We start from the raw sequence: 19,523 nt of genomic DNA, 5'->3' as shown, positions 1-19,523 counted from the left end.
TAGCGGAGCGTTCTGATGGATGCCGACAAAATCAAAGACTTCCTTCTCTACAACTTTGAGAAATTCATTGTCGCGGTCGTCGTCGCGCTGGCGGGGTTCCTCGTCTATTCCGGGCTCGGCAAAGAAGACATCACTCAGAGCATTCAGCCCGATGTTCTTGAGAAAAAAGCCAGCGCCGTTCGACTGGAAGTCGACGAGGACCACTCCGATTTTGTCGGCGAACGCAAGCCAGAGTTTGACATCAAGACCGCCATGGTCATTCGCAACGAACCCATCGACCCTGCAGGACATCGGCAAGGAACAATTTGGGATGATGTCGATCCAGCAGTCTCCGGCAAGAAGCGCAGCGACCCGCTGATCGCCGAAGCCGTCTCGGTACAAGTCAAAGGAGTGCTGGTCTCGATGGCAGCCCGCTCGGCAGACGGGAGCTATCCCCTCAAGGGTTATGATGCCGCAGACCCAGTCGAAGTCGAGGAAGCCGCACCGGTACGTCAGCCGCGACGTCGCGGGCGAGGCTCCGATATGGAAATGATGATGGAAGGCTACGGCGACATGGGCGGATACGGCGAAATGGGCATGAGCATGGATATGGGAATGGATACGTCGTCAATGGGCATGAGCAGTGGGGCTGCCCGACGCTTGCCTCCCGATGCCGATGACGGCATGCGTCCACTCCCACAAAAACACATCATCAGCCGCAAGGAGCAACTCCCTGTCCCAACAACAGGCTACTTCATCGCCGGTAGCGTCGCGATTCCGCACAAGCAGATCGCAGAAGCCTACAAGGCAGCGCTGGCCGATGCGGCTGACTACAACCCAAGACGTGATCAGCCACGTTACGTCGATTTCCAAGTGCAGCGCGCCGACGTTTCCAGCAAATCCATTGATCAACTCCAAGAGTCCGATTGGGTAAACCGCGATGACAAGAAAACCACAACCATCGATGCAGCAACGTGGTGGTGTGGTTTCGCTCCTGAGTTCATTCCTGAGGAGTATCGCATTCCAGGTGTGACCATGTGGATTCCGCCGGTACTGTTGGACGACTACAAGAAATTTAGCGTGCATCCGTTGATCCCACTGGTGTCACAACGTCAGTTGGAGATCAAAGAAGCCACGGAAGAGGTCGCTCCCGAAGACAGTCAGGCATTGCCCGATACCGGAATTTTCGAGGAGGTGATTGGCGGTGGCGGTGGCGGCACCATGGGTAGCTCAGGCTATGAATCAATGGGCACGGACATGGATAGCTACGATGGTGGTTATGGCATGGGAGGAGCTTACGGCGGCGGAGCCTCCATGATGGTTGAGAAAAACCCTGTGGATCACAAACTGCTGCGATTCTATGACTGGGCGATTGATCCGCGACCGGATCCCAATTCGCCCAAACCAGGTCGCCAGTACGTTTATCGCGTTCGCTTTGCCGTGGAAGATCCCAATCACCCAGAGCTGCCGGAACTGGAGCCGCTCGGGCGACACCTCAATCCACAGGTCTACGCTCGTACCAACGCACTTAAAGCCACAGAAGCTCAGAACAAGGAACGTCAGTTCAAATTCTGGAGTGAATGGAGCCAACCGTCTTCGCCGGTCATGTTGCCCAATAGTGATCGGTTCTACGCCGGGGATGTCAAACCGATCAAACTGCGACGAGGCAAGGTCGGTAATCGTGACGTGATGATCGAAACCGAGTCACCGTCTGCAGAACTTGTCGTATCGAATTTCAATCCCGCACTGGGAGCCTACGTGCCCGTGCTCACCGAAGTCACGGAAGGCAGCGTGTTGAGTGAAAAGGCAGAAACCGCCGACGTCGTGGACCCGATTTCACTTGAAGTCAAGAAGGTCACCGATGTCGAGTTTTCATCTGCGGCGACCGTCATCGACATCGACGGCGGTGAACCGCTATCGATCTCCGAAAGTGACGAAATGCGAGTGCCAGGCATGTTCCTGATGATGGACGGCCAAGGCAACCTTGTCGTGCGAGACGCCGTCTCAGAACGCAAGACATTCCGAGTGAAATCCTTCGCCAAAGAACGTGGCAAGTAACACAAGTACGTCAGCCTTTCCAGGCTGACGTACCCAAGGCTGTTGATTGAATCGAAATTGGGAACGCAAGGGTGAGCCGTGGTCCGTAAGGCACCGGGCAATGCGGTAGGCCCGGCCGCTTACGCGTCGCGGCTCACTAAATCAACAGCCCGCAATCCCGGATGATTCATCAGCCGGCACGCGATAGCGTCCGGTTCCCGATTACAGTCGTGAGAGCCGGACGCTATCGCGTGGCGGCTGATAGACGCAGACTGTTTTCGTGCCAATCCGCGTAAACCGTTTCGTGCAAACGTATTGCGAAGACTGTAGTCAGTCGCGTGAATAGTCGGAATGAATGCGAAAACTAGCGTCCCGTTGATTCCAAACGTCGTCAGCCAGTAGGGAAACCAGTTCGGTGAGTGAATTCAATCCCTATCAGGCGCCCGTTCTTGCCGAAGTGATCACGGAGACACCTCTGGGATGGCAGCTTGGGCATTTGCGTAGCACCAAGACGGGGCTCTACATCGTCTACTACGGAATATGCTCCATCTTGCTGGCTTTGATCCTCGGGCCGGCATGCGTGGCGATTGCGGCCGTCGTTGGATTGCCGATCATCGGGATGGGTGCGGTGGTCTTGATGACCCTAGCTTTCTTTGGGGGAGCGCTAGCGATGTTTGTGGGACAGATCCTTTGCCTGTCCGTCCCATCAGAGACCAATGGCAAGACAATGGTTGCCCTCTCCGTTGCGATTCAAATCCTGCTGTTCCTCATCTTCGTCGGCTTTATCATGTACGGCGCGTGGTTCGGAATGCGAAATCCAGGCGTCCCAATGCCCAGGAATAGTGCTGTCAACTCCGTAATGAATCTGATGACGACCATTCTGTCCTTTGCGGCCATGATCTGCTTCACCGTCTTTCTCAAACGCCTGAACCAATATCTACAGCAACCGGACTTGGTTCGTTCTGCCAAAACTGTGATCGGGTTAATCGTCGGTTTGCTGATCTGCATTTCCGCAATGATCGGAATCCTTGTTGTTGCGGGGCGTCAAATCAATGGCGTCCCCCCGACTGAAGTTGTCGGTTGCTTCGGTTTGCTGCTATTTCTGCTCGGCATGGTGACGTTCGTAAAATATGCCAACCTCCTAATCTATACCGCGAAAACCATCGCGCGATTCGAGAACGCCGATGTCCAGGCAGGCGAGTCTGTCCCAGCCTCGCAATTCTGATGGTTGTCTGACAAAAGGCTGGGTGTCGCACGGTTATCGTGGCGGCTGATAAATAATCCGCGCCTAGTGGTCTGGTACAGCTTGTCTTTAGGGTAGTGGATCTTGTTAAAGATCCTGTAGCGGTGGGATCTTCAACAAGATCCAATACAGCAAACCCTAACTTCAAGCTGTCCCAGGCCACTCAATCAGCAGTCTTCGCAGCTGGGCGCAAGGCGGATGGGTTGCGTTTGGGCGGATGGTGGTGTCCGTTTTCGACTTGGAAAGTCGAACGACAATCGTCGCTCGACTTTCCAAGTCGATAGCGTGCCCCGCAAAGTGTTTTGCGATCTTCGATCATTGACTTGCGCAGACCGGCCCCCTCCCTCGCATTCGCCAAGTCGGCCAGAGGAATCAGCACTCATTGCGTCCCATCAAGTCTCAAATGTTGTCGACCGGTATCATCTCCGCCGACTTGATCCAACGTTCACCATCGCCCGCTAATTCGATCGCGCCCAATTCACGTAGCGTTTCGAGCGTCCGATCGACTTGGAAATCGATCTCAACGCGAATCGCTTCTCGGACCAACCGCTCACACTTGCGTCTCAGCCGGCGTGTGCTGATCGGTTTGGATTCCGTCACGACGGCGTAATAAGCCAACATCGCTTCGACGGTGGATTGTCGATGAGCCTGTTGAATGATTCGGTAAGCGGCTCCCGCATTGGTGTCGAGTTTTTGGAAGTAAAGGTTTCGTGTCAGGTCCAGCAAGTAACGGTTGCGTGTTTGAAAGTAACTGAAAACACTCTTGACCAGATACCCGACCGCCGCGATCGCAAGTGCAAAAACGAAAGCGGTCGTGTACATGGTCAACGCAACGAACATCAAGACAAAACGGCCGATCTTCTGGAGTGATAGCAGCCAGCCACCGAGACTCGGCACAATGATTTTGGCTTGGTCCAGCTTGCTCAACAGCACCTTCCCCCCGGGCAACAGCATGTCGACATCTTGCTTGGGAATATTCTTGAACATCCGCAGGTGTAGCTCCGTGTCCGATAGTTGCTCGCCCAGATCAAGCGTTTCGTCCACTTGAAACAAGACCACCACACGTTGGTAGATGGCCACGTCAACCAACTCCGGTCGATACAGAGATCTTAGGCGTCGCCGAAATCGCTTGCCGATGATGTCGCCCCTGGCATAAACAGCCAGATGGCGAAACAAGCTGAAGTCGACTTTCAGCGGAACGCCCCACTGGCTGGCGACCCCGACGCATTTTTCGAGTTCGTCTTGCCCCAGTTTTCGGTAACCGCCGCTGATCAGGATTTTGTCGCACAGCTCCATCAGTGCCTTGGCGTTGGCTCGCTGGCGTTCATCTTGCTCAGTCGACGCAACTTCATCAAAATCGGATTTTGTTGAGTCCCGTTGACCGGTTGCCTCCGCCGATGACGCCGCATCCGGGACCGTTGTGATCAGTTCACCCGGAATCCGGCAATCGCTGTCCGGATCGATTTCCGAGTAATGGTTCGAAAACTGCTGGTGGTTCGACTGGGTCCGATTGTGGATTAGGCTTTCCAGTCTGGCGGCAAACTGACGGAACAAATCCACGTCGGCGGGCGAAAGCTCGGCGGTTGACGTCGCTCGACTGCAAAGGTGATCCAACAGCGCTTGAACGGTGATCGGAATGAATGGCTCAATCGACCAGTGTGCCGCGTCGGGATCGATCATCCCTGAGGTGCTGGCGCTGGCAATGGAACGCGTCAACGGACCTCCGTGGTCCATGGACCACGAGGTGAACACTCGATCGACGTGCGATTGATTCGCGGACACTTGATTCTCGAACAATCCTACCGGGACAAAATCTCGATTACACTTTTTCTTCTAACTACCTCTATTGGACCATATGAGTATCGACGATCACAATGCCCAGCAGATGAACGCCGCAGACTCAACTGCGGACGAAATGCATTCGCAAACGCCCGCGATCGACGGTGTTGCGTTGGACATGGACGGACTGCTTTTCGACACGGAGCGAATCTACTGGCAGGTGGGCGACATCGTCCTGCAACGCCGAGGACACCGATACTCTGCCGAGCTGCAACAACGGATGATGGGACGGATCGGTACCGCAGCCGTCGAACAAATGATCGCATTCCATTTGCTCGACGATTCCCCTGCTGAGCTGCTGGCCGAATCCGATGCACTGTACGGAGAACTGTTGCACGAACAGCTCCGCCCTATGCCTGGACTCAATGAGTGGATAGATGCGTTGCTGGACCGCGAAGTACCGTTTGCTTTGACCACCAGCAGCCGACGCCAATGGGTCGACGTGATCTTTAGCGACATCCCCTGGCGTGATCAACTCGCGTTTGTCCTGACCGGTGACGATGTCGTCAACGGCAAACCGCATCCAGAAATGTACCTCCGTGCCGCGGGCCATTTTGATATTCCACCAACACGTATGCTGGTGTTGGAGGACAGTGGCAACGGATGCGCCGCGGCGGTCGCATCAGGAGCCATCACGGTCGCTGTTCCCAACGAGCACACCAAGACCCAGGACTTTGCCGGCGCCTACTTGCTGGCGGAGTCCCTCACCGACATTCGGTTGCTAAGGCTGTTGGGCAGATGAGATATGATCATCCGGGCTCGTGACCTTGTTCATCCAATCCCAAACGTCGCTCCGATACTGACTCGGTTTCAAGAGCCAGCGATCCGTGTGCGGCGACTTGGCGATCTCGTTGGGAAAACTGCCCAGAATTTCTGAGGCATCGATACTGGCGAACGTGAATTGATCGGGGACGGGATACACCGAGCGTATGAACTGCTCGCTCTGACTGCTCAAGCCGTTTTGACTGACCCAGTAGCGGCGATTTCCCACTCGCTCCAATCGCTTACGAGCATCCGCCTGGTATTGCTGCAGTGGCGAACCCCAGGGGGTATTCCATTGCCGGACTCCGTCAAAGTGATCATGGGAGATGAACGCTGTCCACAGCTTGGCGATCTCGTCGTCGTGCAATCCGATGTAGTTGACACCGATGGCACCGCGTGAAAATCCGCAAAGAAAGACCGCGTCCGGATCTGCATTGAATCGCTCGATGATCCGAGGCACATTCAGCTTTGCGTACTCCACGGTGGCCCGCTCATCGCCCCACCAAGTGACTTCGTTAGCGGTGCCCTGCGAATTCACATACGGCAATGAAACCCAGATGAACCGACCGCCCGAAAGCCCGTATCCAAGTGCCCCGTCTTCGACTTTGCCGGTCGATCCGCTTTGCGGAAAGTAGTTCCCGGTGTACTCAAAGATGATCGGCGTCGGCTCCCCGTCGGGACTCCAATGCTGCGGCAAATAGAGTGTGTGGAACACATCCGTCCCCGCATACTCCGGAGCCGTCATCAGAACGCGTTTTCCTGCGGCGGGGGTTCCCGGCGAAACAGCAGGAACGATCAGCGTTCCTGCCGTTACTGGGTTCAGCAGTGCTTGGTTCAGAAGGGGTTCGTCCGCAGGAAGCCGCCAAGCGGTGACCAAACAGACATAACCAAATACGCACAGGTATGTGCAACGCAACAACGGCTGCTTCATCATCAACCTCAGTCGTGTCGCGTGAATCAATCCTGACGGGTCAATTTCTGCCGCGAACGCGTTTATGCCAGTAATCCACTCCCATCTCATTGATGACTTCGTCGTTCAACGTGACGGTGATCGTCTCGGTTCCTTCGGCCACTTTGCTGATCTGCTTGATAGCGGCCTCTCCGCTGCCGGCTTCCACGCTGAGCGTGGCCAACACGTTGCCGTCTAAACCGATTTGCTGGATCTCGTAGTTCTTTTCGGAACTCTCGATGGGGTCCGTTCTGAGGTAATCGTTATTCAAGATCGAATTCTCCTGTGTTCGTCGTCGCGGCTGATTCCGGCTTTCGACCCCATTTGCACGGAGATCAATGGAAGCTATCTCGTTGGCTTTCGCTCACGGATATTTTGCGGAAAGATACTTGTGGAGGACATGCACGCTCATTCCGTGGTCGAAACGGCTGCAAATAATGATGTTGCCGCAGCTCTATCCTCTCACGAACAGACTACCGCAAACACCCCAACGCTGATAGTGCTGATTTCGTTCGGATAACGCGACAAACCCCTTGGTTTCGTCCTTTTTGAGATTGACGAGGCGGATCTTCGCTCGTCACATTTCTCACCGATGGGGCGTTTTGCGTTCAGATTGTCTGCGGAAAATAAGGTGCGCAGCGGTGAATATCAGTGGTGAGTTGATATGAATGAGCACGAACGAATTTCTGCCACAGGCTACGTTCTCATCAAGAATGTGATTCCCAAGGAGAGCTGCCAATCGTTGGTAAACGCTTGCGAGACGGCGTTTGATCATGACAACGATTCCGAAAGAGCTAGGTCCAGTCGCGGACACGTCTACGCGGCGAGGAATGTGTTGGATGTGGTGCCGATGGTTCATTCCGTTTGGCAGACGGGCAAGCTCGATCGAGTTTTGACGTTGGTGCTTGGCAATCACTATGGTCTGGTGCGTGTCCTGTTTTTTGACAAACCGCCCGATCGAACTTGGTCGCTGCCCTGGCACAAGGACACCGCGATCGCGGTGCAAGACAACACGTTGCCATCAACCGAGTTTTCCCGACCAACGGTCAAGGCCGGCGTGCCCCACGTCGTCGCGTCCGATCGTGTCCTGCAACGCATGTTGACGATGCGACTGCACCTGGACGATGTGACGGATGAGAACGGACCGCTGCGAGTGGTACCAGGGTCGCATGTGTCCGGTACCAGCGATGGTGTCGGTGCGGATCACGCGGTCACCGTCCACGCACAAGCCGGCGATGTGCTGGCGATGCGTCCCTTGATCAGTCATTGCAGCGGTGCATCTTCCGAAACCACGACCCGGCATCGCCGCATTTTGCATTTGGAGTTCGCTGCTGATCCCATTCTGTCGGATGGCTTTCAGTGGCATACCTTCATCCGCCCATTCAGCGACATTCCTCACAACGACTGAGTGCCAGCAAACGCGTCTGCGGCGGGCAGGCTACAATACGAATCCCCACTCTCGCCACCCATCATCACCGATACGCTAGCCTGCCTGCCATGATGAATCTTTCCGAGGCATTCTCATCAGGACGAGTGCTACTCGCCTCCCTGATTGCCATCTTTGGTTCAACCGCATTGTGCCAAGACCGTCCGACAGAACTCGATTCAACTGTCTTGAGACAATCGAATCTCGTCGCATGGTGCATCGTCCCCTTTGATGCCGCCAAACGAGGTCCCGCCGAACGCGCCGAGATGCTCAGTGAACTTGGGATCAAACGATGCGCCTACGACTGGCGTGGTGAACATGTCCCCACGTTCGAGCAAGAGATCCTGGAATACAAGAAACACGGCATCGAATACTTTGCTTTCTGGTCCGTTCATGACGAAGCGTTCAAGCTGTTTGAGAAGCATGATCTGCATCCTCAAATCTGGCAGATGCTCGGTGAGCCCAGCGGTGAGAATCAAAAAGAAAAAGTAGACGCTGCGGCGCAGTCGATCTTGTCTCTGGCAGAGCGAACGAAATCACTGGACTGCAAACTTGGCATTTACAATCACGGGGGTTGGGGCGGCGAGCCACAAAACATGGTGGCCGTGTGCAAACGCTTGCACGAACTGGGGCATACGCATGTCGGCATCGTCTACAACTTTCATCATGGCCACGGACACATCGACGATTGGCCACAATCGCTAGCCCTGATGAAACCGTTCTTGCTCTGCCTCAACTTGAACGGAATGAACGACGACGCTCAACCAAAAATCCTTGGTATCGGAAAAGGCCGGTATGAGTTGGAGATGATCCGCGAGGTGCTTGCCAGTGGCTACGACGGACCCATCGGGATCTTGGATCACCGTGATACATTGGATGCGAAAGAGTCGCTGGCAGAGAACTTGGACGGACTTCGCTGGTTGGAAAAGGAACTCGCCACGCCCGGCAGCGGTGGCGCGAAACCTCCAACCCCGCCGGACATGCGTCCCAAACCCAAGCCGCAACCGCCGGGAATCGGACGCGTCTTTCCAGGTGCAGACACGTATCGACAACCACCGATCACGGTGGAATGTGTTGCAACACTTCACCAAAAGGAAAAATACAACATCCTGGTCGCCAGTGAATCCAAATCATCGCCCGACCACTGGGAACTGTTCACGATGGCAGGCAATGGCAACCTGACTGCCTACCTGCCGGGGTGTCGGCCCGATCATGTCCGCAGCGGCGTCAATGTGTGTGACGGAAAATCACATGCGTTCGCGATGACTTACGAACAGGACCGCGTTCGTCTGTTCGTCGACGGTCGCGAGATCGCCAACGAATCGATCGCCAAACAGGAACCCAAGTCGAATTCGCGATCTCCGCTGGCTGGCCCCTTGGCGATCGGTCGGCTGGTCAGCGGCAGAATCGGCTGCGTCGGAGAGATTGCATGGGTGCGTATTTCTCGTGCTCGCCAGTCCGTCATCGCATCGTCGGACACTCAGCCTGCCAGAGATGATGAAACGCTGGGACTTTGGCGGCTGGACGGGAAAGACGTCGACGAAAAAGACATCGAGGAGCAAGGACAAACCGGAACTCCGGCCAATACACAGGCGGATCCCGCGAAACGGAACGAGCAACCTTACGATGAAAATCGAGTGTCGAGTTTGATTCGGGACGCGTTGGATAGCGGCGATGCGATTCGAGGTGCTCGTGTGTTCGCCAGTGCCAAACTCGCGTGTATGAGCTGTCACCGAGTTGGTACGCACGGCGGCGAGGTCGGACCCGAGCTGGCTTCGATCGCCCCGCAACGTGACTTACGACATCTTGTGGAGTCGGTGTTGTGGCCTGGCCGTGAGGTGAAACCCGAGTTTGTCACTTGGCGAGTTTTGACCAGCAGCGGAGCCGTGGTGTCGGGCTACAAACAGTCCTCTGAGAACGGAATCCTGACGTTACGTGATCCTGCAACCGGCAAAGAAACGCGGATCTCCGAGTCAGAGATCGAGGACGAAGTCGCTGGCGGCACCGTCATGCCCGCCGGGCTCACCGCGGCAACGTCCAAACGAGAGCTGCTGGACCTGATTTGTTTCTTGAACGAATTGCGTCATGTCGATGGTGACTTGAATGGCAAGGTTGGCGCTCCGATCCAACGGGTCATTGCCGAGTCAGCCTCGCAAACACACGACCACGGTCCGGTCGATTTTCCTGTGACACGTCAGCCGATCTCCAAGACAAATTGGCCCAATCATGATGCTCCAGTCAATCGAGATCGGGTCTTTGACTTTTACACCAAGCAGGCCGAGTATTTCCGCCAGCACGATCAACAACCCGCATTGATCGCACCCTATCTCGGACTGGACGGTGGCCAGCAAGGGCACTGGGGAAACCAGGACGAGTCGACTTGGGCAGACGGCCGCTGGAACGAATCCGCGCTCGGCTCGGTTCAATGCGGTGTCTTGCATGGAGCCGGGAAGACGATCGCCCGTGGGATTTGCCTGAAACTCGGAGATCAGGGCAAAGTCTCCGCGTGCTTCAATCCCGACACGCTGACCTATGACGTGATCTGGAAAGACGGCTTCGTCGGGTTCTCGTCCGTTCGCCATGGCTTCATGCACGGTTTGCAGATGCAAGGGAAAGTGATTGCTCGCGATCAAGCGGCGAAACAAGATTTGCCGACGCGATACCACGGGTTTTATCGGCATGGCAATCGTGTCGTGTTTGCTTATCGAATCGGCGACGTGGAATACCTCGATTCCCCATGGGAGGCAGACGGTCAGTTCATTCATCGCGTTGCCCCGCGTGATCAACATCCGATGCGAGGAGAATTTCTCGCCCGAGGATTCGCACAATGGCCTGAGGTGATCACGACCAAAATTGTTCCTGGCAAATCACAGCCGTACGCGATCGATACGATCGAGTTGCCGTTTGAAAATCCATGGAACGCACTGATGTTTTGCACGGGGCACGATTTTTTGCCCGACGGCAGTGCCCTGGTTTGCACGATGCAAGGCGACGTGTGGCACGTCAGCGGTCTGGATTCTGATCCACAGAAACCAGGCCATGCGAGGTGGCGCCGATTTGCCTCGGGGTTGCATTACCCTCTAGGGCTCGTGGTCGCCAATGGGCGTATCTACGTACAATGCCGTGATCAATTGATGCGGTTGACGGACCTCAATGACGACGGCGAAGCAGACTTTTATGAGTGCGTCAACAAAGCCTTTGTGACTTCGGCTGCCGGTCACGACTACATTTGCGGCTTGCAGCGAGATACTCAAGGCAATTTCTACACCGCATCGGGCAATCAGGGCTTGCTCCGTCTCTCGGCCGACGGAGAGCGAGCAGAAGTCTTGGCAACCGGTTTTCGCAACCCCGACGGGCTGGGCATTCTGGCCGATGGAACGATCACGGTGCCCTGTTCAGAAGGCGGTTGGACGCCCGCGTCGATGATCTGTGCGATCCCACCCGACACCGACGTAACACCACACTACGGATACGGTGGTCCAAAAAACGGTGAGCCGCCACAGTTGCCCCTCGTTTACTTGCCTCGCGGCCTCGACAATTCCAGTGGCGGCCAGTTGTTGATCCAAAGTGATTCCTTCGGCCCACTGGATGGCAAGTTGGCGCATTTCTCATTTGGCACCGGCTGCTGGTTCGTTGTCTTGATCGACGAAGTCAACGGACAACGGCAGGGAGCGGTGGTTCCCATGACGGGTGATTTCCAATCAGGCGTTCACCGCGGTCGTGTCTCCCCATGCGACGGACAGTTATACGTTTCAGGGATGACTGGCTGGGGCTCTTACACACCCGACGATGGATGCTTTCAACGTATCCGCTACACCGGTGATACCGTGCAAATCCCGGTCTCATTTCACGTGCATGAAAATGGAGTCAGGGTCTCCTTTGCCGAGCCGATTGACCTCGAGGTTGCCGGCAAAGCATCCAGTCACTTTGCACAAGCATGGAACTATCGGTACAGCGAGGCGTACGGCTCGCCGGAGTTGTCGACCACGCATCCTGGCGTGGCGGGACACGATCCGTTGCGGATTCGCTCGGTGCAACCATTGCCCGACGGACGTTCGCTGTTCCTGGAGATACCGGAGCTACAGCCTGTCAATCAACTTCACTTGCGACTGCATGTGAACCAAAACGACTCGATAACTTGCTCGCCCGCAGGCAGCGGTCATGACCTGTTCATCACGGCGCATCGACTGGATGCTCCGTTCACACAGTTTGACGGCTACCAGTCCGACCCGGACAAAACCATAGCCGTGCATCCGATGCTGGCGGACCTTGCGCCGCGTTCCGAAGCGTCGCCCAATCCATGGTCTCAACCGATCGGCAATGCGCGCGAGATCACCATTCGAACGGGCAAGAATCTGACCTATGAAACACCCGAGTTCATCGTTTCGGCCAACGAGCCGATCGCGTTGACCCTGACCAATCCTGACGTTGTGCCCCACAACTGGGTTCTTGCCAGACGCGACCAGCTTGAGCATGTAGGAGCGTTATCCAATAGATTGATCGCCGACCCCAACGCGTATGTTCGGCAGTACGTTCCGGAGACGGATTCCGTTTTGGTGTACACCGACATCGTCGCACCGGGGGCATCACAAACGGTCCACTTTATCGCACCTGCAGCGTCTGGACGCTACCCATTCCTATGCACTTTCCCCGGCCATTGGATGGTCATGAATGGCATCATGGTCGTCCGCTAGCCCAAGCGAATCATCATCCGCAACGAGAAGCCCTGTCAAGTTGGTGGATAACACGAATCGGTCCTCTTTTTCAGGCTCGCTGGAAAAAAGGGTGTAACGTTTTCGCATGGTGTTCGCTCTGTCAGTTGATGGATGCAGCCGAACATTGCTCGGTCGCCAGGGGGTTACGACCACCCGAATCTCGTCCAACCAAGCCTCCCACCAATCTGGATTGTCTGATGAAACTCGCATTCAAAGCCTGTCTCGCCGTCATTGCTCTGACCACCATTTCCTGTTTCGCTACCCCAAAAAATGCAGAGGGTGGTGGCTGGGGTTGGGCCAAGCCGTTGAACAAAAAGCCGGGCAGCATGCTGTATACCAGCAACCGAAATACGAACAATGCTTTCGGTGGTCGCTCTCGCTCCTATCAACCATCGACCGTTCGCCAGTCGAGCTACTATTCTCATACGCCCACCTATTCACAGCCCGTCTACGCGGTCCCGGTCGTGACCACGCCGACCTTCGCGGCGCCAGGGTACAAACCATCAATCCAGACCGCGCCACCAGTGGTTCACTCCGCTCCCGTGGTGGTTGCACCTCAGGGTGTGATCAACAACCCTGTCGTCAGTCCGACGCAAACGATGGCGCAGCCCGCTCATCAAGCCACCCAGTCGTCGTCCGTGATCCCGGTTCCACTGAAGTCATGGATTGGCCAATAAGCGATCGCTCAATCAATATTGATTTCGACGAAATTTGTCGATCGTTTTGGTTCATGTGATACCGAAGACGCCGAGCATCCCCCGTGTCGCTTTCACGAGCGACTTAGAAGTGGATTGGTTTGTTAAGCGTGTCACACCACACCGAACTTTGCAGTCCCAGTCGCTCCAGGATCGGAGCGAGGTGGTCTGGCGTCTTGCCATGAATGCGGACGATGCCATCGATACGGCGAAGTCTTGACCGGCCCATTACGCGTCGCGGCTCAATGAATCGACAGCCTGCTCGTGCCGGTAGAGATTAGGGAAACCACAAGCTAACTCAAACCGCGAACGTCCCTTGACCACTGGCACGAGGCCAGTGGGGAGATTGGTTGCTGTTGCGCTGCGGTTTAGCCGGTCAGTCGATTCACCACCGGCACGAGGCCGGATGGAGTCTGATCAAACGGCTAAGCTCAAGGGCTCAAGGGCGCAAGGGAGAGATCTGTCGTGGATGAGGTCACGAGTCCAGTGCGGCATGCGGGACTCGTGACGGCGGTTGTACCTGCTCGGTTTGACACCGGGAGTGTCTGTTGAGATAGAATCTTTCTGAGGCGGATTGGACGCTCCGATCCAAGTCCTACGGGGCAAGCCATTTTGTCCTGTCAACGTCCGACCAAGTTCAACGCACGATCGGATGCATGCACGTCTTGTACTTCCGTCGATCGCATTTCATTCGCCGCCTGATACTGAATCGTGACACAGCATTTATTCGACAGATTCCTGCTTCGCCTCGACCGCGATGAGATCGCTCGAAGGACTTCCCTTGTTGGCTGTACCGATGTTGAAATTGTTGCACTCGAATCGAAATACGGCGTTGCGCTACCGTCGACTTATCGCTCGTACCTGACCGAAATGGGCCACAACTCTGGCCGCCTGCTTACGCACGACCACTACGCCGCAACCTATCCTCATGTCTTGGATATGACGGCTCAGTGTCGCGAGGATCGCAACGAATTCCCCGAATGCGGATTGCCCGTTCTACCGCCAGACGCTCTGGTGATTGCCGGTCGCCTCGGCGAACAATTCTTGATGATTCGCTGCAGCGCGCCCGACGACTCGCCGGTCTGGTGCTTCAATGAACATGATGACGAGGTTAAAGAGAGTTTTCGGTCGGTGCTTGATTGGTTAGAATCACTTGCTGACGAAGCGAAGTGTGCCATACTCGGTGGCTACTATGATCAATTTCCCAATGGCACGCGGCCTTAGACCTAAAGTCGCGGATAATCATCGCGTGAACCGGAGCGGCGACTTCGGCGGAATCTGAGATCATCGCGTACCGCCGCCGCTCGGCTACGCTGAGCAGTGGTCCACTCTGGTAGATAGCGATCACATGAAGTTTATGGTCATGCACGAGAAAGGAAAACGAGATCCTCGCCTGATTACGGTGCGACGCGGAGGAACACTAGAAGGGGGCCAGCATTCATTGTTGGCCATTTGGGCGGCAGCTTGTGCCGAGCACGTACTACCGTTTTTCGAGTATGACCATCCCCAAGATTCCAGGCCTCGCTTCGCGATTGAACAAGCCAGAGCTTGGGCGCGTGGTGAGATAACGATGAAGCAGGCACGTACGGCGGCTTTCGCTGCTCATGCCGCCGCAAGAAATGCATCAGGTGCGGCCAAAGAGGCTGCCAAGTCAGCTGGACACGCCGTTGCAGTCGCACACATGGCGGACCATGAACTTTGTGCGGCTGCCTATGCTATTCGCGCCGTCAGAGCGAACTTAGAAGTATCGCTACGAGATGATGCAGGACGAGCTGAGTGTCAATGGCAACGAGCGCAACTGCCGGACACAATTCGTGAGCTCGTACTAGACGATCAACGGATGCGCAACGAAAAATGTTGGTTGCTCTTCAATGACTAAGTACTGTCGCGAAATAAGGGTGAACCAAGCGATAAACCGAAGTGACAGCCCCGCGATCCACCCCACGTCGGAATAGACTCACTGCCATGGGCATTTTAACCTTCAGCATTAACGTCACCTTGGACGGTTGCGTCGACCACCAAGAGGGAATCGCCGACGAAGAAACACATGCCTTCTTCACCCGCCTCATGGATGAGGGCGGGGCAATGCTGTGGGGGCGTCACACTTACGAGATGATGGAGAGTTACTGGCCGGCGGTTGCCCGCGGTGAGGTTGAAGTGCCGCCGGCTATCCGTGAGTGGGCGGTCAGTCTGGAGGCCAAGCCGAAGTATGTGGTGTCGTCGACTCGTAAGGATTTTCCTTGGACCAATAGCCACCACGTCGCTGGGGAATTGCTGACGGGCGTGAAAAAAGTCAAGGATGCGAACCCGGCCGGCGTGCTTCTTGGCAGCGGCAAGCTCGCGGCGGAGTTGGACAGGCTGGATCTCATTGATGAGTACAGATTTCTCATCCACCCGATCATTGCCGGCCACGGTCCGACTCTGTATCAAAGCGGGCTCAACAGCACACGACGACTGGAATTGGTCTCTGCGAAGCCGCTCCGCAACGGTGCGGTCGCCATGCACTACCGACGCGCGACCAATGATGCGGGGAACGTGAGCCGCCGTTGACGCGGAGTTAATAGTCATAGCCTCTTGGCGGCGTCCCACTACTGCTGCCGTTCTAGCATAAAACCCATGCCATCACTCGACGAAGACATCGACTACATCCGAGCAGCGATTCGGGATTGGCATGCCCGGACGAACCATCTGCATCCATGCGTTCCTGCTGACATGCGCTCTGATCCCAACCCGGACGAAGAGTGGCAAAGCTGGCGAGCGATTGATTCGACGATCACTCTCGCGTCGGTGGCAAGCTTCGAACGACAACTGCCAGCGTCTCTCCCTCAGTTTTTCCGTGCGTACATGCTTGGATGTCATGCGCTCGGAATGGATTTTGGCGAATACCGTCTTCCTGATTCACCAAGCGACAAAACGATTGAGCAAAGCTTTTCCGTCCTACGGGACTCAACGTTTTGGGCAGCTGGGTACATGCAGATCGGAACGGCTCGCGGCTGCGGTGATCCACTGTTGTTCGATTTTCAATCGCCGACCGACGATGGAGACTACGCGATTGTCGTCTTCAATCATGATGTCGTTCCGCGCGAGATTCGCGATGATCGATCGGCACTCAAACCCTACGAATCGCTGCTTGCGCCGTCGTTCCGAGCGTTCTTTGACCTTGTCCTGGGCTACGATGACAGCATCTTTCCGGCTCCGCTTTCCGCAGAAGAGACTCGCCGCAATGATGCGTGGGATGAAGTTACACGGATCCTTGAAGAAAAAGGGTATCCTCGATACTTTCGCCCGAAAGGAATTCCGGCAGATGATCCATGGCAGATAGCAAAAGCAATTCGCGACCTGCCGGACATACCGAAGTTTCAGTAGGTCATGCTGTGTATGACACCAATCGCACAACGCAATGCGCTCATTCTGGACGTCGGCGGGAGTTTTCCCTAAATCGAGGCGGCCAAGTGTGAAGATGGACGTGCCGCATTTCGTCATGCACAGCATGACCTACGAGTACTACGTGACTCACAGACGGTGTTCTACTTCTGATTGCCAGACTCTCCATCCGGGCTTGGCCCGGTGGAAGTAAGACTGACGAGCTACCAATGAAGCAAGCCGTTCCACTCGGCTCTCCTCCGGCCTCGTGCCGGTGGAAGCAAGGACAATCACAAGCTACCTCAAACCGCGAGCGTCCCTTGACCACTGGCACGAGGCCAGTGGGGAGACTGACTGTCGTTGCGCCGCAGCAGTCTAGCCGGTCAGTCGATTCACCACCGGCACGAGGCCGGATGGAGTCTGGCATCGGGAGTGTCGTTTGAGATAGAATCTTTTTGCGGCGGATTGGACGCTCCGATCCAAGTCCCACGGGGCAAGTCATTTTGTACTGTCAACTTCCGATAAAATTCAACGCACGATCGGATGCATGCCGTCCTGTGCCGCCATAAAACGAATTTCATTCGCTGCACTAAAACACTAAGCAATGCCGGGCCTGGATCGATCCGAACTAGTTAGCGAACTCAGCACTCGCTCCGCTGCCGACATCAGGACGGTCGATGCTGTTTTGAATGCTTTGGCTCAGGTGGCGATTGAGACCATCGCGGAGGGCGTTCTCTTACCGGGAATCGGGGAGCTCAAGCTTTCCCAGAGCCCAGAACGTGAGATTCGAATTCCAACGGGACAGACCGTGATACAACCTGGCCGCCCCGAATTGGCTTTTGAACCTGATTCGTGGATTCGCTCCGTATTATTGGGAAATGTATCTGTAGTAGACTCGCCGAGAGAACCAGTGCCGCCAAAGTCACTTCCTGAGCTTCGTCTCAACCCGTATTCAGATACTGAGCGAGCTGAACCATCCACCGCGACCAGCAAGACAAAGATCGGAGGAGCCCCCGATTGGATTCAGCTACCTGAGGTACCAACGTGCTGCGGCCAGCAAATGTATTTCTACGGACAGTTCGACTCCAGCATTGGTGAACCTTACGATTTGGTCGATGCTGGTATGCTTTACGTATTCGTGTGCGAGCATTGTTCTCGACCACACGCTTCAATACAGTATTACTAGAGAATGATGTTTGGTGCCGATGTTTGGTGCCACCCACCAATCTTGCAATACGATGCAAATGTCGAAAACGAATCCCATAATTATTGATGAGTCAATTTGCTGGGCAATTGGAAAACAAATCAAAGGGGTCAACAAATCAAAGGGGTCAGGCCTCTTTGTTTTTGGTTCTTCGCAGGTTACGCTGTGTCAAAGGTCCCTTTTCGGAGAACCTTTCCATGCCCCGACCACCACGTGCCGATGAAGCGGGCGGTTTGTATCACGCGCTGAATCGCGGCAATTTGCGAGCGACGATTTTTCACAAAGATGCCGACTACGCTTAGATTTCTCGTATCTCGCCAAGGCGGCCAAATCAAAGTTCGACCATGACGGTGCTTAGATCTCTGCCCAGAAGTGACTCATTTTTCACGGTCTACGTAAGATGGATTCTTTGCTTCCGCCGGGCTTGCCCCGGTTCGGAGCAACAAATGGCAGCTACCCTCAACACAATCGCATTCACTTCCCCACCGCCCGCGAATCGCCTTTGGCGATTCGCGGGCGGTGGGGAAGTTTTGTTGGCCTGGGCAAGTAGCCGTCAGTTGTTTCCTCCGCCGCGACAAGCTCGACGGAAGGAGCTTCGAATCAGAGAAAGTAGGATCTGATCATGGGTGGATGTTGGAAATGGGAGGAGTGAAGTTGGTAGTTGGCTTTTCGTGCTCGAAGTCGCTTGGGATGGATGCGTGTTGGGTGAAGCAACGTTTCAGCGCTCAGCCCCCTCATCCCCAGCCCTTCTCCCCCAGAAAAGCCGGGGGAGAAGGGAGCCAGGGTGGACGAGTGGTGCGGATTGTGGTTTGAGGCCCACGGCTAGCGCCCGAGGCTCACGAGGCTTCTTTCCGGCGCATCATGCCGTTGGCCACGGCATCCAGCAGGCGGGCCTTACCGATCCGGCGGCCACCTTCGTAGACGATCACGTCGCCATCGCGATGACGTTCGTGACGCAGCACGATCTTTCCCTTGGCAGGATAGGCGACAGGGAGGTACCGGCAGCGGGCAGCCTTGGCGGCGATCCAAACGCTGAAAGTTTTACCGCAGCCGTTGGCGTTTCCACGATTGCTGCAAAAGATGCGTTTCGCTCGGATGGATTTGTGCTTGAAATCCTGCTCGTCGTAGCCTTTGAGGACGCCGTGTCGATTCAACGTCCCGGTGTGCTTGCAGTGTGGACAGGGAGAACATTTGAGCAAGGCGAGCTGTTGGACGCGTTGTATTGTGGAAGCAAAAATCCATCGCGTCTCCATGGCTCCCCCGAGTTCGCATGAGAAGAACAGTGGGCGAGAAAGACCACCCATGTGCCCT

The 19,523-nt window shown here is 55.5% G+C and carries 15 protein-coding genes and 1 pseudogene; 12 read left to right on the top strand and 4 right to left on the bottom strand.

The genetic code is table 11. The features are described 5' to 3' along the window. Positions 1–15: 15 nt before the first annotated feature. Positions 16–2,037 (top strand): hypothetical protein, encoded by a 2,022-nt coding sequence (locus Pla52nx_RS10215; protein WP_146521593.1) that lies wholly within the window; start codon positions 16–18, stop codon positions 2,035–2,037. Between the two features lie 394 nt (positions 2,038–2,431). Beyond that, positions 2,432–3,241, top strand: a complete 810-nt coding sequence (locus tag Pla52nx_RS10210; protein ID WP_146521592.1) for a hypothetical protein — start codon at positions 2,432–2,434, stop codon at positions 3,239–3,241. 417 nt (positions 3,242–3,658) lie between these two features. Here the strand turns inward: Pla52nx_RS10210 and Pla52nx_RS10205 are convergent, their stop codons facing one another. Next, positions 3,659–5,041 carry a DUF3754 domain-containing protein gene (locus tag Pla52nx_RS10205; RefSeq protein ID WP_146521591.1) on the bottom strand — a complete coding sequence of 461 codons (1,383 nt, stop codon included), beginning with the start codon at positions 5,039–5,041 and terminating at the stop codon, positions 3,659–3,661. 103 nt (positions 5,042–5,144) lie between these two features. On the opposite strand from Pla52nx_RS10205, the gene Pla52nx_RS10200 reads away from it, so the two are divergent. Beyond that, a complete protein-coding gene (locus tag Pla52nx_RS10200) occupies positions 5,145–5,840 on the top strand; it encodes an HAD family hydrolase (RefSeq protein ID WP_390620398.1) in 696 nt (231 codons plus the stop codon). On the opposite strand, the gene Pla52nx_RS10195 is transcribed toward Pla52nx_RS10200, so the two are convergent. Then, positions 5,820–6,791, bottom strand: coding sequence for a hypothetical protein (locus tag Pla52nx_RS10195; protein ID WP_146521590.1), 972 nt, complete (start codon positions 6,789–6,791; stop codon positions 5,820–5,822). The two genes, Pla52nx_RS10200 and Pla52nx_RS10195, sit on opposite strands and share 21 nt — an antisense overlap. Before the next feature lie 40 nt (positions 6,792–6,831). Beyond that, positions 6,832–7,080, bottom strand: coding sequence for a hypothetical protein (locus tag Pla52nx_RS10190; RefSeq protein WP_146521589.1), 249 nt, complete (start codon positions 7,078–7,080; stop codon positions 6,832–6,834). A 393-nt stretch (positions 7,081–7,473) separates the two neighbouring features. Between Pla52nx_RS10190 and Pla52nx_RS10185 the strand changes: the two genes are divergently transcribed. The 9 genes and pseudogenes from Pla52nx_RS10185 to Pla52nx_RS32910 all read left to right on the top strand — a co-directional run bounded on the left by Pla52nx_RS10185 (position 7,474) and on the right by Pla52nx_RS32910 (position 18,194). Beyond that, positions 7,474–8,217, top strand: a complete 744-nt coding sequence (locus tag Pla52nx_RS10185; protein ID WP_146521588.1) for a phytanoyl-CoA dioxygenase family protein — start codon at positions 7,474–7,476, stop codon at positions 8,215–8,217. A 92-nt stretch (positions 8,218–8,309) separates the two neighbouring features. Next, positions 8,310–9,209 (top strand): annotated as a pseudogene (locus tag Pla52nx_RS32920) (DUF6797 domain-containing protein); the annotation flags it as partial. A gap of 6 nt (positions 9,210–9,215) precedes the next feature. Further along, positions 9,216–12,929 (top strand): DUF6797 domain-containing protein, encoded by a 3,714-nt coding sequence (locus Pla52nx_RS10180; RefSeq protein WP_390620397.1) that lies wholly within the window; start codon positions 9,216–9,218, stop codon positions 12,927–12,929. Positions 12,930–13,147: 218 nt separating this feature from the next. Then, positions 13,148–13,627 (top strand): hypothetical protein, encoded by a 480-nt coding sequence (locus tag Pla52nx_RS10175; RefSeq protein ID WP_146521587.1) that lies wholly within the window; start codon positions 13,148–13,150, stop codon positions 13,625–13,627. A gap of 729 nt (positions 13,628–14,356) precedes the next feature. Continuing rightward, complete coding sequence (locus tag Pla52nx_RS10170; protein ID WP_197454816.1) at positions 14,357–14,869, top strand: SMI1/KNR4 family protein; 513 nt, start codon at positions 14,357–14,359, stop codon at positions 14,867–14,869. Between the two features lie 124 nt (positions 14,870–14,993). Then, positions 14,994–15,524 carry a putative immunity protein gene (locus tag Pla52nx_RS32915; protein WP_390620396.1) on the top strand — a complete coding sequence of 177 codons (531 nt, stop codon included), beginning with the start codon at positions 14,994–14,996 and terminating at the stop codon, positions 15,522–15,524. An 86-nt stretch (positions 15,525–15,610) separates the two neighbouring features. Then, a complete protein-coding gene (locus Pla52nx_RS10165; protein WP_146521585.1) occupies positions 15,611–16,195 on the top strand; it encodes a dihydrofolate reductase family protein in 585 nt (194 codons plus the stop codon). 66 nt (positions 16,196–16,261) lie between these two features. Beyond that, on the top strand, positions 16,262–17,011 hold the full coding sequence (locus Pla52nx_RS10160; RefSeq protein ID WP_146521584.1) for an SMI1/KNR4 family protein: 750 nt from the start codon (positions 16,262–16,264) through the stop codon (positions 17,009–17,011). Between the two features lie 601 nt (positions 17,012–17,612). Beyond that, the gene (locus Pla52nx_RS32910) at positions 17,613–18,194 is read left to right on the top strand and encodes an HU family DNA-binding protein (RefSeq protein ID WP_146521583.1); all 582 of its coding nucleotides are present in this window, start codon (positions 17,613–17,615) and stop codon (positions 18,192–18,194) included. 854 nt (positions 18,195–19,048) lie between these two features. On the opposite strand, the gene Pla52nx_RS10155 is transcribed toward Pla52nx_RS32910, so the two are convergent. Next, on the bottom strand, positions 19,049–19,366 hold the full coding sequence (locus Pla52nx_RS10155; RefSeq protein WP_146521582.1) for a hypothetical protein: 318 nt from the start codon (positions 19,364–19,366) through the stop codon (positions 19,049–19,051). Positions 19,367–19,523: the final 157 nt, after the last annotated feature.

The sequence above is a fragment of the Stieleria varia genome (assembly GCF_038443385.1).
Lineage (GTDB): Bacteria > Planctomycetota > Planctomycetia > Pirellulales > Pirellulaceae > Stieleria > Stieleria varia.
This window is presented reverse-complemented; position numbering and strand designations above follow the sequence as displayed.